This window comes from Streptomyces sp. NPDC088157 (assembly GCF_044741545.1).
GTDB lineage: Bacteria > Actinomycetota > Actinomycetes > Streptomycetales > Streptomycetaceae > Streptomyces.
This window is the reverse complement of sequence record NZ_JBIUSU010000001.1, coordinates 890691-904838: the sequence shown is the minus strand read 5'-3', so window position 1 is coordinate 904838 and position 14148 is coordinate 890691. Positions and strand designations below refer to the sequence as shown.

Annotated in this window: 13 protein-coding genes; 8 read left to right on the top strand and 5 right to left on the bottom strand. The window is 70.6% G+C overall.

Features of this window, described 5'->3' with window-relative positions; genetic code table 11:
- Positions 1–307 precede the first annotated feature (307 nt).
- Together aceE and ACIPFH_RS03780 are read left to right on the top strand one after the other, a co-directional pair.
- Positions 308–3055, top strand: coding sequence for a pyruvate dehydrogenase (acetyl-transferring), homodimeric type (gene aceE / locus ACIPFH_RS03785; protein ID WP_401822735.1), 2748 nt, complete (start codon positions 308–310; stop codon positions 3053–3055).
- A gap of 70 nt (positions 3056–3125) precedes the next feature.
- The gene (locus ACIPFH_RS03780; protein ID WP_401822734.1) at positions 3126–3932 is read left to right on the top strand and encodes a potassium channel family protein; all 807 of its coding nucleotides are present in this window, start codon (positions 3126–3128) and stop codon (positions 3930–3932) included.
- 21 nt (positions 3933–3953) lie between these two features.
- Here ACIPFH_RS03780 and ACIPFH_RS03775 read toward each other — a convergent pair whose 3' ends face one another.
- On the bottom strand, positions 3954–4259 hold the full coding sequence (locus tag ACIPFH_RS03775) for a small hydrophobic protein (protein WP_307163084.1): 306 nt from the start codon (positions 4257–4259) through the stop codon (positions 3954–3956).
- Between the two features lie 346 nt (positions 4260–4605).
- Complete coding sequence (locus ACIPFH_RS03770; protein WP_401822731.1) at positions 4606–6225, bottom strand: MFS transporter; 1620 nt, start codon at positions 6223–6225, stop codon at positions 4606–4608.
- A gap of 67 nt (positions 6226–6292) precedes the next feature.
- Between ACIPFH_RS03770 and ACIPFH_RS03765 the strand changes: the two genes are divergently transcribed.
- The 3 genes from ACIPFH_RS03765 (at position 6293) to ACIPFH_RS03755 (ending at position 9169) form a co-directional block, all read left to right on the top strand.
- On the top strand, positions 6293–6919 hold the full coding sequence (locus ACIPFH_RS03765) for a TetR family transcriptional regulator (RefSeq protein WP_401822729.1): 627 nt from the start codon (positions 6293–6295) through the stop codon (positions 6917–6919).
- Positions 6920–7038: 119 nt separating this feature from the next.
- Entirely contained in the window at positions 7039–8256 is a 1218-nt protein-coding gene (locus tag ACIPFH_RS03760) for an alpha/beta hydrolase (protein ID WP_401822727.1), read from the top strand.
- A gap of 58 nt (positions 8257–8314) precedes the next feature.
- On the top strand, positions 8315–9169 hold the full coding sequence (locus ACIPFH_RS03755) for a DUF4429 domain-containing protein (RefSeq protein WP_401823739.1): 855 nt from the start codon (positions 8315–8317) through the stop codon (positions 9167–9169).
- Between the two features lie 18 nt (positions 9170–9187).
- Here the strand turns inward: ACIPFH_RS03755 and ACIPFH_RS03750 are convergent, their stop codons facing one another.
- Both ACIPFH_RS03750 and ACIPFH_RS03745 read right to left on the bottom strand, forming a co-directional pair.
- Complete coding sequence (locus ACIPFH_RS03750) at positions 9188–10204, bottom strand: aldo/keto reductase (RefSeq protein ID WP_401822725.1); 1017 nt, start codon at positions 10202–10204, stop codon at positions 9188–9190.
- The gene (locus ACIPFH_RS03745; protein ID WP_356247637.1) at positions 10201–10695 is read right to left on the bottom strand and encodes a MerR family transcriptional regulator; all 495 of its coding nucleotides are present in this window, start codon (positions 10693–10695) and stop codon (positions 10201–10203) included. The genes ACIPFH_RS03750 and ACIPFH_RS03745 overlap by 4 nt, the downstream gene beginning before the upstream one ends.
- A 97-nt stretch (positions 10696–10792) precedes the next feature.
- Here ACIPFH_RS03745 and ACIPFH_RS03740 point away from each other — a divergent pair, with 97 nt between their 5' ends.
- Positions 10793–11263, top strand: a complete 471-nt coding sequence (locus ACIPFH_RS03740) for a GNAT family N-acetyltransferase (protein WP_401822723.1) — start codon at positions 10793–10795, stop codon at positions 11261–11263.
- A gap of 19 nt (positions 11264–11282) precedes the next feature.
- The gene (locus ACIPFH_RS03735; protein ID WP_401822722.1) at positions 11283–12125 is read left to right on the top strand and encodes a serine hydrolase domain-containing protein; all 843 of its coding nucleotides are present in this window, start codon (positions 11283–11285) and stop codon (positions 12123–12125) included.
- Here the strand turns inward: ACIPFH_RS03735 and ACIPFH_RS03730 are convergent.
- Positions 12070–12768 carry a pirin family protein gene (locus tag ACIPFH_RS03730; protein WP_401823737.1) on the bottom strand — a complete coding sequence of 233 codons (699 nt, stop codon included), beginning with the start codon at positions 12766–12768 and terminating at the stop codon, positions 12070–12072. The genes ACIPFH_RS03735 and ACIPFH_RS03730 overlap by 56 nt on opposite strands.
- A gap of 116 nt (positions 12769–12884) precedes the next feature.
- Between ACIPFH_RS03730 and ACIPFH_RS03725 the strand changes: the two genes are divergently transcribed.
- A complete protein-coding gene (locus tag ACIPFH_RS03725) occupies positions 12885–14090 on the top strand; it encodes a PucR family transcriptional regulator (RefSeq protein WP_385272188.1) in 1206 nt (401 codons plus the stop codon).
- Positions 14091–14148: the final 58 nt, after the last annotated feature.

Genomic DNA, 14148 nt, shown 5'->3' with positions numbered 1-14148 from the left:
CCGGCGGTTCGGACCGCCGAAACGGTGACGATCCTGGCCGTGTCGACGCAACTCCAGGCACGCGATTCGGACGGATGGTGACGTACACCACACCTATCTGCCCTGTTTGCGTATTTGAGAACCATCCAAGGGTACGAGATTCGAACGGGTGCCGGTTACCTCGGGGTAGAGATGACGTTTGCGGCCCCTAGGTACACGATGGGGGCGGTGCAGGCACTGGAGAGTCAGCGAGAAACCCCGCGAGGCACCCGCGAGGCGCGCACGAGAAAAACAGTCCCACACAGCCCTCTGACAGGTAAGGAACAGCGTGGCTTCCGGATCCGATCGCAACCCGATCATCATTGGCGGCCTTCCGAGTCAGGTTCCTGACTTCGATCCCGAGGAAACCCAGGAGTGGCTCGACTCCCTCGACGCCGCGATCGACGAGCGCGGCCGGGAGCGGGCCCGCTATCTGATGCTCCGGCTGATCGAACGGGCCCGCGAGAAGCGCGTGGCCGTGCCCGAGATGCGCAGCACGGACTACGTCAACACCATCCCCACCAGGGCCGAGCCCTTCTTCCCGGGCAACGAGGAGATCGAGCGCCGGATCCTCAACGCGACCCGCTGGAACGCGGCCGTGATGGTCTCCAGGGCGCAGCGGCCGGGCATCGGCGTGGGGGGCCACATCGCCACCTTCGCCTCCTCCGCGTCCCTCTACGACGTCGGCTTCAACCACTTCTTCCGCGGCAAGGACGAGGGCGACGGCGGCGACCAGGTCTTCTTCCAGGGGCACGCCTCCCCGGGCATCTACGCGCGCGCGTTCCTGCTCGACCGGCTGAGCGAGCAGAACCTGGACGCGTTCCGCCAGGAGAAGTCGAAGGCGCCGGACGGGCTGTCCTCGTACCCGCACCCGCGCCTGATGCCGGACTTCTGGGAGTTCCCGACCGTGTCGATGGGTCTCGGCCCGATCGGCGCGATCTACCAGGCGCGGATGAACCGCTACATGCACGCGCGCGGGATCGCCGACACGTCGAAGTCGCATGTGTGGGCGTTCCTCGGCGACGGCGAGATGGACGAGCCGGAGTCGCTCGGCCAGCTGACCATCGCCGCCCGTGAGGGCCTGGACAACCTGACCTTCGTCGTCAACTGCAACCTCCAGCGCCTCGACGGCCCGGTGCGCGGCAACGGCAAGGTCATCCAGGAGCTGGAGTCGGTCTTCCGGGGCGCCGGCTGGAACGTGATCAAGCTGATCTGGGACCGCTCCTGGGACCCGCTGCTCGCCCAGGACCGCGACGGCACCCTCGTCAACCGGATGAACACGACGCCCGACGGCCAGTTCCAGACCTACGCCACCGAGTCCGGCTCGTACATCCGCGACCACTTCTTCGGCGACGACCAACGGCTGCGCGCGATGGTCGAGGGCATGACCGACGACCAGATCCTGCACCTGGGCCGCGGCGGTCACGACCACCGGAAGATCTACGCGGCGTTCAAGGCGGCCGTGGAGCACACCGGCCAGCCGACGGTCATCCTCGCCAAGACGGTCAAGGGCTGGACGCTGGGGCCGAACTTCGAGGGCCGCAACGCCACGCACCAGATGAAGAAGCTGACGGTCTCCGACCTCAAGGGCTTCCGCGACCGGCTGCACCTGCCGATCTCCGACAAGGAGCTGGAGGGCGGCCTCCCGCCGTACTTCCACCCCGGCCGGAACTCGGAGGAGATCCAGTACATGCACGACCGCCGCAAGGGCCTCGGGGGTTATGTCCCTACCCGCGTCGTACGGTCGAAGCCGCTCGCACTGCCCGACGAGAAGACGTACGCGAGTGTGAAGAAGGGCTCGGGTCAGCAGTCCATCGCGACGACCATGGCCTTTGTGCGGCTCCTGAAGGACCTCATGCGGGACAAGGAGCTCGGCAAGCGCTTCGTACTGATCGCGCCGGACGAGTACCGCACGTTCGGCATGGACTCCTTCTTCCCGAGTGCGAAGATCTATAACCCGTTGGGTCAGCAGTACGAAGCGGTGGACCGGGACCTGCTGCTCGCCTACAAGGAGTCGCCGACCGGGCAGATGCTGCACGACGGCATCTCGGAGGCCGGCTGTACGGCCTCCCTGATCGCGGCGGGTTCCGCCTACGCCACCCACGGCGAGCCGCTGATCCCGGTCTACGTCTTTTACTCGATGTTCGGTTTCCAGCGCACCGGCGACCAGTTCTGGCAGATGTCGGACCAGCTGGCGCGAGGTTTCGTACTGGGCGCGACCGCCGGGCGCACGACTCTCACCGGTGAGGGACTCCAGCACGCGGACGGCCACTCGCAGCTGCTCGCCTCGACGAACCCGGGCTGTGTCGCCTACGACCCGGCGTTCGGTTTCGAGATCGCGCACATCGTGCGGGACGGTCTGCGGAGGATGTACGGCAGTTCCGCCGAGCACCCGCACGGTGAGGACGTCTTCTACTACCTGACCGTCTACAACGAGCCGATCCAGCACCCGGCCGAGCCGGACGACGTGGACGCCGAGGGCATCCTCAAGGGCGTCTACCGCTTCAGCGAGGGCGTCTCGGGGTCGATCCCGGCGCAGATCCTGGCGTCCGGTGTGGCCGTCCCCTGGGCGGTCGAGGCGCAGAAGATCCTCGCCGAGGACTGGAACGTCAAGGCCGACGTCTGGTCGGCGACCTCCTGGAACGAGCTGCGGCGCGAAGCCGTCGAGGTCGAGCGGCACAACCTGCTGCACCCGGAGGAGGAGCAGCGGGTGCCGTACGTGACACGGAAGCTGACCGGGGCCGAGGGGCCGTTCGTGGCGGTCTCGGACTGGATGCGGTCGGTGCCGGACCAGATCGCCCGCTGGGTGCCGGGCACGTACCAGTCGCTGGGCGCGGACGGCTTCGGCTTCGCGGACACCCGGGGAGCGGCTCGCCGCTTCTTCCACATCGACGCCCAGTCGATCGTCGTGGGGGTGCTGACCGAGCTCGCGAAGGAGGGCAAGGTCGACCGCTCGCTGCTGAAGCAGGCCATCGACCGGTACCAGCTGCTGGACGTGTCGGCGGCCGACCCGGGGGCGGCCGGCGGCGACGCGTAGCGCCGGGCGCATTCAGGGGTGGTGGAGCTGTGGCTCCACCACCCCTTACTCGTTCTTTACGATTGCGGGCATGCAAGAACAGACGGCGCAGGGCCGGTGGGAGTTGTGGACTCAACGGCCGTTGCTGGCCCTCGCCGTGGTGTTCGCCGTCGCCTACGCCGTCCCGATCGTGGACACCTCGGCCGACCACGCCCTGACCGCCGCCTGCACCGTGGTCGAGTGGGTGGTGTGGGGGGCCTTCGCCGTGGACTACGTGGTCCGTCTGGCGCTGACGCGCGACCGTCGGCGGTTCGTCCGCACCCACTGGCTGGACCTGTGCGCGGTGCTGCTGCCGCTGGCGCAGCAGCTCAAGCTGCTGCGGCTGGTCTCGACGCTGCTGCTGGTGGGGCGGCGGGCGCGGATGGCCTCGCAGATCCGGATGACGACCTATGTGGTGGGGGCGGTCGTCGGGCTGCTGATGTTCGGATCGCTCGCCGTGCTGTCGGTGGAGCGGGAGTCGCCGGACGGGAACATCCGCACGCTGGGTGACGCGCTGTGGTGGTCGTTCACGACGATGACGACGGTGGGGTACGGGGACCACGCGCCGACCACCGGGCTGGGGCGCATCATCGCCGTCGGGCTGATGCTGTCCGGGATCGCGCTGCTGGGTGTCGTGACGGCGAACATCGCGGCCTGGTTCATCGCCCGGTTCGACAAGGACGACGTCGAGGAGCGGGCCCAGACGGAGGCGATCCGCGCGCTGACGGAGGAGGTGCGGGCGCTGCGGGCGGAGGTGGCGGCCCTGCGGGACAGGTCCGAAGGGGCACTGCGGGACGGGCCGGACGGGGCGCTGCGCCCCGGGGCCCCGCCCGTGCCGACCCACCACCGGTCCCGGTAGACGGGAGGGCGAAGGCCGCCGCTAGAGCAGCCCGTTGCCCGTTCCCGTCGCTCCCGCCAGCCAGATGATCGCCAGCAGGGTGTCGATCGCGCCGAGGGCGACGGCGACCAGGGCCGGTACCGGGCGGGAGCCCGCCCAACTGCGGCCCATGGCCAGCCATCCGCAGACGATCGCCGCGGGACCGAGGATGATCCCCAATGCGAAGAATCCGGCGACCGCGCACACGAGGCCGACGATGCCGAGCGTCGCGCGATCCGGCCCGGTCCGTGACCCCATGCGGCCACGTGAGCGGGGGTACCTGCGCGTGCCGTTTCCGAAGCCGGCCATCGAACAACTCCCTGGATTCCGGGGATGTGTTGATGGTCGGGTACCCGCGACACGCAGAACATTCCCCGAAGTTGCCGGGCAGTCGGCGCGCTGTCCCCCTCCGGCAGCGCGCCGCGGCCCCGACCGCCCTCCCGTCAGGAGGACTTGACCCACTTCGAACCCTCCCCCGGCCGAACCGGGGGATTCCTGGCTCACGCCGCTCGGCCGCTCGGCGAGCGAGTCCTACGCGATCAGCACCAGCCGGGTCGGCACCCGCCCGGTTGATCCACTGTGGCCTGCGGCGCGCTCCGGAGGCGAGGAACCTTTAGCGTTGTCACCCTGATAGGGGAAACTTGTTGAAGTTCCGTCAGATGTGACCGACGCCCGCGCCCGCCTCCGCGTTCTCGCCCCGCTTGGTGAGCAGCGCGACGAAGACGGCGACGACCGCCACCCCGGCGGCGACCAGGGAGGCGAGGCTCATGCCGGAGATGAACGTGTCATGGGCGACGTCCGCGATCTTCGCGGCGACCTCCGGAGGAGTGCCCTTCGCCACCGGCGCCACACCGACCTGGACCGCCTCGGAGGCCTGGTCCAGCTGAGCCGGGGTGAGCTCGGGCAGGCCCGCGCCCTTCCAGTTGGCGGGCAGGTCGCCGTCGACCTTGGAGGCCATCACGGCGCCCAGTACGGCCGTGCCGAGGCTGCCGCCGATCTGCATGGCCGCCTGCTGAAGACCGCCCGCCACGCCCGAGAGCTCCATGGGGGCGTTGCCGACGATGACCTCCGTCGCGCCGACCATGACCGGCGCGAGGCCGAAGCCCAGCAGGGCGAACCAGATCGACATGAGACCGCTGCCGGTGTCCGTCTCCAGCGTGGACATGCCGTACATGGCGATCGCGGTGGCGGCCATACCGCCCGCCAGCGGGATGCGCGGGCCCAGCTTGGTGATCGCGGCGCCCGCGAGCGGGGAGCCGACGATCATCATGCCGGTCAGCGGGAGGAGGTGCAGGCCCGCGTCGATCGGGCTCATGCCGTGCACGTTCTGGAGGTAGAACGTCACGAAGAACAGGCCACCCATGAAGGCGATCGCCATCAGGACCATGAGGACCACACCCGCCGACAGCGGGACGGACCGGAACAGCGCCAGCGGGATGAGCGGCTCCTCGACCTTCGTCTCCCAGAAGGCGAAGGCCGCGAAGAGCACGGCGGAGCCGATCAGGAACGCCCAGGTCAGGCTGTCGGCCCAGCCCCAGGTCGGAGCCTTGATCAGGGCCCAGACCAGGCAGAACATCGCGCCCGAGAGGAAGGCGATGCCGAGGAGGTCGAAGGAGCGCGGGGCGTTCTCGGCCCGGTGGTCCAGGAGGATCACCACGCCCAGGACGAGGGCGAGGGCGCCGACCGGCACGTTGATGAAGAACACCGACTGCCAGTTGACGTGCTCGACGAGGACACCGCCGAGGATCGGGCCGCCGGCGGTGGACGCGCCGATGACCATGCCCCACAGGCCGATGGCCATGTTGAGCTTCTCGGCCGGGAAGGTCGCGCGCAGCAGCCCGAGCGCGGCCGGCATCAGCAGGGCGCCGAACAGGCCCTGGAGCGCCCGGAAGGCGACCACGGCGCCGATGCTGCTGGACAGACCGATCGCGCCGGAGGCGGCGGCGAAGCCGACGACGCCTATCAGGAACGTCTGGCGGTGGCCGAAGCGGTCACCGAGTTTGCCCGCGGTGATCAGGGAGACCGCGAGGGCGAGGAAGTAGGCGTTGGTGATCCACTGGACCTGGGCGAAGGTGGCGCCCAGGTCGCTGGCGATGGCCGGGTTGGCGATGGCCACGATGGTGCCGTCGAGGGCCACCATCATGACGCCGACGGCGACGGTGATGAGGGTGAACCACGGGTGGCCGCGCAGCCCCTTGGCGGGCGGTCCGTCCGACGGGCCTGCCGGTGCCTTGCCGCCCGGCCCCGTCGTGTCGATGGTGGTCTGACTGGTCATGCGTTCGAGGTTAGTGACAGCCGCTGACAATTGACAAACGAGTTCATAAGTCGGTAACTGACACATCATGGAAACTCTGCGTGAGCGCAAGAAGCAGCGCACCCGGGACGCGCTGCTGCGCGCCGCCGTGGAGCTGTTCACCTCGCGGGGGTACGAGCGGACCACCGTCGACGAGATCGCCGCCGCCGTCGACGTCTCGCAGCGCACCTTCTTCCGCTACTTCGACGGCAAGGACGAGGCCGCGCTCGCCCTGGTGGAGATGACGGTGGCGCGGTTCGTCGAGGCGGTGCGCGAACGCCCGCCGCACGAGGCGCCGATGGAGGCGCTGCGCCAGGCGGTGCTGGACGGCTGGCACTCGATCAACGAGGTCGTGGAGTCCGTCGTACCCGTGGAGCTGTATCTGCGCATGTACCGGGTGGTCGAGTCGACCCCGGTGCTGCTCGCCGCGCATCTGCGGCGCTCGGTGGAGGTGGAGGAGGACCTCGCGCGGGTGATCGCCGAGCGTGAGGGGCTCGACGTGGACGCCGATCCGCGGCCCCGGCTGGCGGTGGCCGTGTTCAGCGGGGTGATGCGGGTGACGGAACGCCAGTGGTCCACGGGCGCGGACTTCAGCCTGGAGGGGATCCGCGCGCTGACGTCCCAGTACCTCGACGGGGTGGGACCCGCGCTGCTGGGAAACTGGCGCGAGGCCTGACGGCCCGCGACGGCCGTAGAGGCCTAGAGGGCTTTATGACCATTCCCACGCTCGATGAAACGTGATCCCCGTCACTTGGGTCACCCGAGACCCTCTCGTTCTCCTAGTGTGTCCTTTCAGTGACTTCCTTCGACACCTCCCCGCAACTCAGCGTCTGGCGCGCACTGGCCGCCCTGGCCGTGGTGTTCGTGATGCTGACGACCACCGGCTGGACCGCCCTGCGCCACCAGCGGGAGACCACCGCCCTGCAGACCTCGCGCGCCGCGTGGGAGCACGGCCGGCTGGACGGCCGCCGGCTGCCCGACCCCGGCTCCGCCCCGGCCCGGCTCGCCCGCTTCTTCGCCTCGCTGACCGCCCCGCAGCGCACCGCGCTCGCGCACGACTACGCGCTCGCGGTGGGCAACATGAACGGCGCCCCCGTCGAACTGCGCTACCGCGCCAACCGGGTCGCCCTGCACCAGCAGGTGCGGCTCGAGCGGACGCGTACGCACGACAAACGGCTCACGCCCTCGGGGCAGCAGCTGGCCGGTCGGCGCATGCAGCGCTACGAGTCGATGAGCACCGCCGACCGGCAGATCCTCGCTTTCGACCCGGAGGGTTCCGGCCGGGTCGCCGAGGTGTTCGGCAGCCTGGACAGGGCCGAGCGGATCTCCGTCGTCGTCCCCGGCGTCGACACCGACCTGCTCACCTTCCAGCGCACGAACCGCAAGTACTCGGCGCCCTACGGCATGGCCCGGGCCCTCTACGCGGCCGAGGGCGAGGCGAGCCCCTCGACGCGTACGGCCGTGATCGCCTGGGCCGATTACACCTCCCCCGACGGCCTCGGCATCGACTCGGCCACCGCGATGCGCGCCGAGAACGGCGCCGTCCGGCTGAACGCCCTGCTCACCGCGCTGCCGGGGGGCGCGCCCGTCTCGATGTTCTGCCACAGCTACGGCTCCGTGGTCTGCGGGGTCGCCGCGCACGCGATGCCGGACCGGGTGGCCGACATCGCGGTGGCCGGCAGCCCCGGGATGCGGGTGGAGAAGGCGGCCCAACTGGGCACCGACGCCAGGGTGTGGGCCATGCGGGACGCCGACGACTGGGTACAGGACGTGCCGCACCTGGAGGTCGGGGGCCTCGGGCACGGCGAGGACCCGATGGCGAAGGAGTTCGGCGCACGGGTGCTGTCCGCGCGGGAGGCCGAGGGCCACGGAGGCTACTTCCAACCGGGCACGGACAGCCTGCGCAACTTCGCCGAGATCGGCACTGGCGCGTACCACTCGGTGCGGTGCGCCCATGACGATGCCGCCTGCACGGCGGGTTTGTCCGATACGACAGAGGCCGGACGCGCGTAGAGACGCAGGAATTGCGGTGCGCGCGGGGAGGGGACGAAGAATGGGTGTCCCGCATACGATGAGCCGCATGGGTGACGTACTGGCCGGATTTCATGCCGCCTGGGAGTTCGAGTCCGATTCCGTCCTCATCCGCTACGAACGGGGGTTGCGCACGCCCAAGTTGCTGTCGGCACTGGGCGAGCGCCGGATTCCGCTGGCTGCCATCGGCCGGGTGACGCTGACCGCGGGCAAACGCGGGACGGTCGTGCTCCGGGCGGAGCCGCGGCCGGGAGCCGATCCGTTGATGGAGGCGGCCGAGGGACAGCTCAAGGAAGCGTGCGACCCCTACCGGCTGGTGCTGCCCGCCGAACAGGAGACGCTCGCCGAGTACTACGCCGAGGAGCTGCGGGCGCGGTTGACCGGGTCCGGCCCGGCGGAACGTTTCCTGGTGGACGCTCCCGAAGTGCCGCTGTCGTTCAAGGCGTACGACGGCAAGGCCTCGTTCGACGGGCGCACGGTGCGCTTCCGGTGGTTCTGGACAGGGGCTTCGTCGGCGAAGTGGAAGGCCGGCGACCAGAGTTTCGCCGTGTCCGAACTGAGCGGCGTCGAGTGGCGGTCGCCCGAGGTGTTCGAGGGGCATCTGCGGCTGCTGAACGGCGAGGCCGCTCCGGCCCAGGCCGACCAGGACCCGGCGTCCGTCGTCTTCGGCCTGGGGTACGGGCCGGTGCACGAGTCGCTGCCGTTCGCGGCGGCGGTCCTCGCGGCGGTCCGCGGGCGCGGAGCCGCGGCGGCGGTCCCGGCCACGACCGCGCCGCGCCGGGACCCCGCCGACATCGCCGAGCGGATTCGGCATCTCGGGGAGCTGCATCGGGCCGGGTTGGTCACCGACGAGGAGTTCTCCGTGAAGAAGGCCGAGTTGCTGGCCGAACTGTAGGCCGAAGGACGGAGGCCTTCACTCACGTCCCGCGGAAGTGAACCTCATGTCGGCGTAGCGGTCGCCCGCCACCTTGCCCGCTATCGGTTCCAGCAGGGCGAGTTCGTCCTCCGTCAGCCGGATGGCCGTCGCCGCCGTGTTCTCCTCCACCCGGCCCGGCTTGCGGGTGCCCGGGATCGGGACCACCGACAGGCCGTGCACCTGGGACTGCTGCTGGACCCAGGCCAGGGCGATCTGGCCGGGCGTCGCCGAGTGTGCCTCGGCGATCGCGCGGATCGGGTCCAGGAGGGTCCCGTTGACGGCGGCGTTGTCACCGGTGAAGCGGGGCTGCTGACGGCGGAAGTCGTCGGCGGTGAGGTCCTGGTCGGCGTCGGCGAAGGAGCCGGTGAGGAAGCCCCGGCCGAGCGGCGAGTACGCGACCAGGGTCACGCCCAGTTCGCGGGCCGCCGGGACCACCTGGGCCTCGATGTCGCGGCTGAACAGCGACCACTCCGACTGCACCGCGGCGATGGGGTGGACGTCCTGCGCCGTGCGCAGTTCGGCGGCCGTCACCTCGCTCAGGCCCAGCTGCTTGACCTTGCCCTCGCGCACCAGCTCGGCCATCACCCCGACGGTGTCCTCGATCGGCACGTTCACATCGCGCCGGTGCATGTAGTAGAGGTCGATGACGTCGACGTCCAGCCGCTTCAGGCTCGCCTCGACGGCCTGGCGGATGTACGGCGCGTCGTTGCGGATGATCCGCCGGGTCGGGTCGTCCGGCGGTATCGCCAGCGCGAACTTGGTCGCGATCACGACCTCGTCGCGGTGGGCCCTGAAGAAGGGGGAGAGGAACTTCTCGTTCTCCCCCGCGCCGTAGGCGTCCGCCGTGTCGTACATCGTGACGCCCAGCTCCAGGGCGCGCTCAAGGGTGGCCCGGGAACCCTCCGCGTCCGTGGGCCCGTACGCGAAGCTCATGCCCATACAGCCGAGGCCCTGGACGCCTGTCTCGGGGCCGTTCCCGCCGAGTCGGGCCGTCGGGATCCTGTGGTCGGTCATCGGGCGGTCCCTTCCGCTTCCTGGTACCGGACGCCGGTGGCGTCCGCGTAGAACGTGATCTTCCGGTCGAGTACGGCCAGGGTGCCCTGGAGTTCGGCGATCCGGGCCCGGACGTCCCGCCGGGTCGCCTCCAGGAGTTCGTACCGCTCGCCGAACGTGTTCTCGCCCTCCCGCACCAGCTCGGCGTACCGCACCATGTCGGCGACCGGCATCCCGGTCAGCCGCAGCTTCCCGACGAGGTCGAGCCAGTCCAGGTCCCGGTTGTTGTAGCGGCGCTGGCCGGTGTGCGAGCGGTCGATGTGGGGCATCAGCCCGATCCGCTCGTACCAGCGCAGGGTGTGTGCCGTGAGGCCGGTGAAGGCGACGACCTCGCTGATCGTGTAACTGTCCTGCCCGTCCGGACGGGGGTGCCGCGGGGGTGGCGCGGCGCAGACTTGCGAGGGGTTCTGGGTTTGCTCGATGGTCACGGGCGTGGTCTGCAACACCGTCATGGCCTCCACGCTATGGCCTTGGAGTGCGCTCCAAGCAAGCGGAATCGGTAAGAAAACCGGGGGACGCGGCTTGATCACGCTGGTTAGCGTGCGGGGCATGAGTCCTGTACGCCGTGCCCTGCCCGAGGATGCCGCCGAAGTGCTGCGGCTGCGCCAAGTGATGATCGACTCGATGTCGTCGGTGGACTCCTCCACCGGCTGGCACGCCGAGTCGCTGCCCACGCTGCGGGAGCGGCTGTCCGGGCCCGACGGGGACTTCGCGGCCTTCGTGGTGGACCACCCGGAGCGGCCGGGCGCGCTGGCCGCGCTGGTCGTCGGGACGATCGAGTACCGGATCGGGCGGGCCGGCAACCCGCGGGGGACCATCGGTTTCGTCTTCAGCGTCGCCACCGACCCGGACGCGCGCCGACGCGGGTACGCGCGCGCGTGCATGGACGCGCTGCTGGACTGGTTCCGGGCCCGGGGCGCCGTACAGATACAGCTCACCGCGTCCGCCGACGCCGCACCGCTCTACGCCGCCCTGGGTTTCAGGCCCAAGCCGGACCCCTTGATGGAGCTGCTGCTCTGAGCGGCATAGTCTCGACCGCATGTCGCTCAAGAGCCTCGCGTCGATCGAGAACTGGCCGGTTCCCTCCGCCTCGGCGGGTGTCGTACGGGCCGACGGTACGGTCCTGGGAACCCATGGCCCCGTCGGCCGGCGTTTCCCGCTGGCCTCGGTCACCAAGCCGCTGGCCGCCTACGCCGCCCTCGTCGCGTACGAGGAGGGGGCGATCGAGCTGGACGAGCCGGCCGGGCCGCCCGGGGCCACGGTCCGCCATCTCCTCGCCCACACGTCCGGGCTGGCCTTCGACGAGCACCGGGTGACGGCGCCTCCTGGAGAGCGGCGGCTGTACTCCAACGCCGGGTTCGAGCAGCTCGGCGACCACCTGGCGAAGGCGACGGAGATCCCGTTCGCGGAGTATCTGCGGCAGGCGGTGCTGGAGCCGCTGGGGATGACCGGCACCTCCCTGGAGGGCTCCCCGGCTAAGGACGGCGTCTCGACGGTCGAGGACCTGCTGCGGTTCGCGGCGGAGGTGCAGGCGCCACGGCTGCTGGATCCGCGGACGGTGGCGGCGGCGATGAGCGTCCAGTACCCGGGGACGAAGGGCGTGCTGCCGGGGTACGGGCACCAGAACCCCAACGACTGGGGGCTCGGCTTCGAGATCCGCGACTCCAAGTCGCCGCACTGGACGGGGAGTTCCTCCTCCCCGCGCACCTTCGGTCACTTCGGGCAGTCCGGTACGTTCCTGTGGGTCGATCCCGGGGCGGGCGTCGCCGGAGTCGCCCTGACGGACCGGGCGTTCGGGCCGTGGGCGGTCGAGGCGTGGCCCGCTTTCACGGACGCGGTGCTGGCCGAGGTGCGGGGCCGAGTTCCTCGCCCCCCGGGCTGAAGGCCCACATCAGCAGTTCCGTGTCCGTCACGCCCACCGCCTCCACGTCCTCCGCGTCCGTGATGCGCGCCGCGTCCCCGGCCGCCAGCTTCTCGCCGTCCAGGCGGGCTTCGCCGCGTACGACGTGGACGTAGACGTGGGGCGCGTCCGGCACCGCCGTCCGCTCCCCCGCGCCCAGTCGCCGGACGTGCAGCAGCGCGCCCGCCTCCGGGACGGCGTACGGGGTCGAGTCGGCGATACCGCGGACCAGCTCGTAGGACGGATCGCCGCCGGGGGCGAACGGGGACAGCCACATCTGGACGAAGGCCAGCGGCACATCGGCGTCGTTGCGTTCCACGTGCCGTACGCCGCCCGCCGAGCCGAGCCGCTGTACGTCCCCGGGGCGCACCAGCGTCTCGTGACCGGCCGAGTCACGGTGGGTGAGCTCGCCCTCGATCACCCACGTCACGATCTCGGTGTGGCTGTGGGGGTGCTCGTCGAAGCCGGCGCCGGGCGCGAGGCGCTCCTCGTTGCAGGCGATCAGCGGACCGAAGCGGAGGTTGCCGGGGTCGTAGTGCGGGCCGAAGGAGAAGGCGTGCCAGGTGTCGATCCCGGCCGCCGGGTCCCCGCCTCGGTAGCGCTCAGCGGTGCGCCGTACGTCCATCACTCGTCCACGGTAGACCCGCCGCCCTCCGTGCGATGACCGAGTGACGACCGCGCGCCGCCGTCGCCCGCGACCCGGCGGCGCACGCCCGCGTCCCGATAAGGCAGTCTTGTCCCGTGCCCGAACCCGAAACCACTCACCCCGATCCCGCGGCGCACGCCGTCCACCCCCACCCCGCGACGCTGAAGCGGCTGGAGAAGTCCTCCGGAAGTCTCGCCGCCCAGGCCATCGCGCGGATGGACGAGACACTGTCGTGGTACCGGGCGATGCCCCCGGAGAACCGTTCCTGGATCGGGCTGGTCGCCCAGGCGGGCATCGCGGCCTTCACCGAGTGGTTCCGGCATCCGGACGCCCCGCAGGCCATCTCCACGGATGTGTTCGGGACCGCGCCGCGCGAGCTGACCCGGGCCATCACGCTGCGGCAGACCGTCGAGATGGTGCGGACCACCATCGAGGTCATGGAGTCCGCGATCGACGAGGTCGCGGCCCCCGGTGACGAGAACGTGCTGCGCGAGGCGCTCCTGGTGTACGCCCGGGAGATCGCCTTCGCCACCGCCCAGGTCTACGCCCAGGCCGCCGAGGCACGCGGCGCCTGGGACGCCCGGCTGGAGTCGCTCGTCGTGAACGCCGTGCTGAGCGGCGAGGCCGACGAGGGAGCGGTGAGCCGGGCCGCCGCCCTGGGGTGGAACGCGCCCGAGCATGTCTGCGTGGTCCTCGGGACCGCGCCCGACGGGGACTCCGAGCTGACGGTCGAGGCGATCCGGCGCGCCGCGCGGCACGCCAAGCTCCAGGTGCTCACCGGGGTGCTCGGTTCCCGGTTGGTCGTGATCGCAGGTGGCAGCGACAACCCGCTCGCCGTCGCCAGGTCGCTGATCGGGCCGTTCGCCGCGGGATCCGTGGTGGCCGGGCCCGTCGTGCCCGACCTGCTCGCCGCGACCCGGTCGGCACAGGCCGCCGCGGCCGGGCTCAAGGCAGGTTCCGCCTGGCAGGACGCACCGCGGCCGGTGCTGGCGGACGATCTGCTGCCGGAGCGCGCGATCGCCGGTGATCCCGGCGCGCGCGAGCAGTTGGTGGAGGAGATCTACAGACCGCTCGAGGAGGCCGGCTCCGCGCTCCTGGAGACGCTCGCCGTCTACCTCGAACAGGCGTCCAGTCTCGAAGGGGCCGCCCGGATGCTCTTCGTTCATCCGAACACCGTGCGCTACCGGCTTCGACGTGTGACTGACGTCACCGGTTGGTCGCCTTCGGATGTACGCTCCGCGTTCACGCTCCGGATCGCACTGATCCTGGGGCGTCTGGTCGACGGCGATCCCCAGACCTAGGCTTTTGTCGGGGCTCCACAAAACCCCCTGCCGTTCTTCGTCCCTGTCCCCACGGGCG

Excerpts from the sequence above, each read along its gene's own strand:
- ACIPFH_RS03740 (WP_401822723.1), top strand. The coding sequence starts at position 10,793 with ATGAGTCCTGTACGCCGTGCCCTGCCCGAGGATGCCGCCGAAGTGCTG.
- ACIPFH_RS03755 (WP_401823739.1), top strand. The coding sequence starts at position 8,315 with ATGAGCCGCATGGGTGACGTACTGGCCGGATTTCATGCCGCCTGGGAG.
- ACIPFH_RS03735 (WP_401822722.1), top strand. The coding sequence starts at position 11,283 with ATGTCGCTCAAGAGCCTCGCGTCGATCGAGAACTGGCCGGTTCCCTCC.
- ACIPFH_RS03770 (WP_401822731.1), bottom strand. The coding sequence starts at position 6,225 with ATGACCAGTCAGACCACCATCGACACGACGGGGCCGGGCGGCAAGGCA.
- ACIPFH_RS03750 (WP_401822725.1), bottom strand. The coding sequence starts at position 10,204 with ATGACCGACCACAGGATCCCGACGGCCCGACTCGGCGGGAACGGCCCC.
- ACIPFH_RS03780 (WP_401822734.1), top strand. The coding sequence starts at position 3,126 with ATGCAAGAACAGACGGCGCAGGGCCGGTGGGAGTTGTGGACTCAACGG.
- ACIPFH_RS03765 (WP_401822729.1), top strand. The coding sequence starts at position 6,293 with ATGGAAACTCTGCGTGAGCGCAAGAAGCAGCGCACCCGGGACGCGCTG.
- ACIPFH_RS03775 (WP_307163084.1), bottom strand. The coding sequence starts at position 4,259 with ATGGCCGGCTTCGGAAACGGCACGCGCAGGTACCCCCGCTCACGTGGC.
- ACIPFH_RS03745 (WP_356247637.1), bottom strand. The coding sequence starts at position 10,695 with ATGACGGTGTTGCAGACCACGCCCGTGACCATCGAGCAAACCCAGAAC.
- ACIPFH_RS03730 (WP_401823737.1), bottom strand. The coding sequence starts at position 12,768 with ATGGACGTACGGCGCACCGCTGAGCGCTACCGAGGCGGGGACCCGGCG.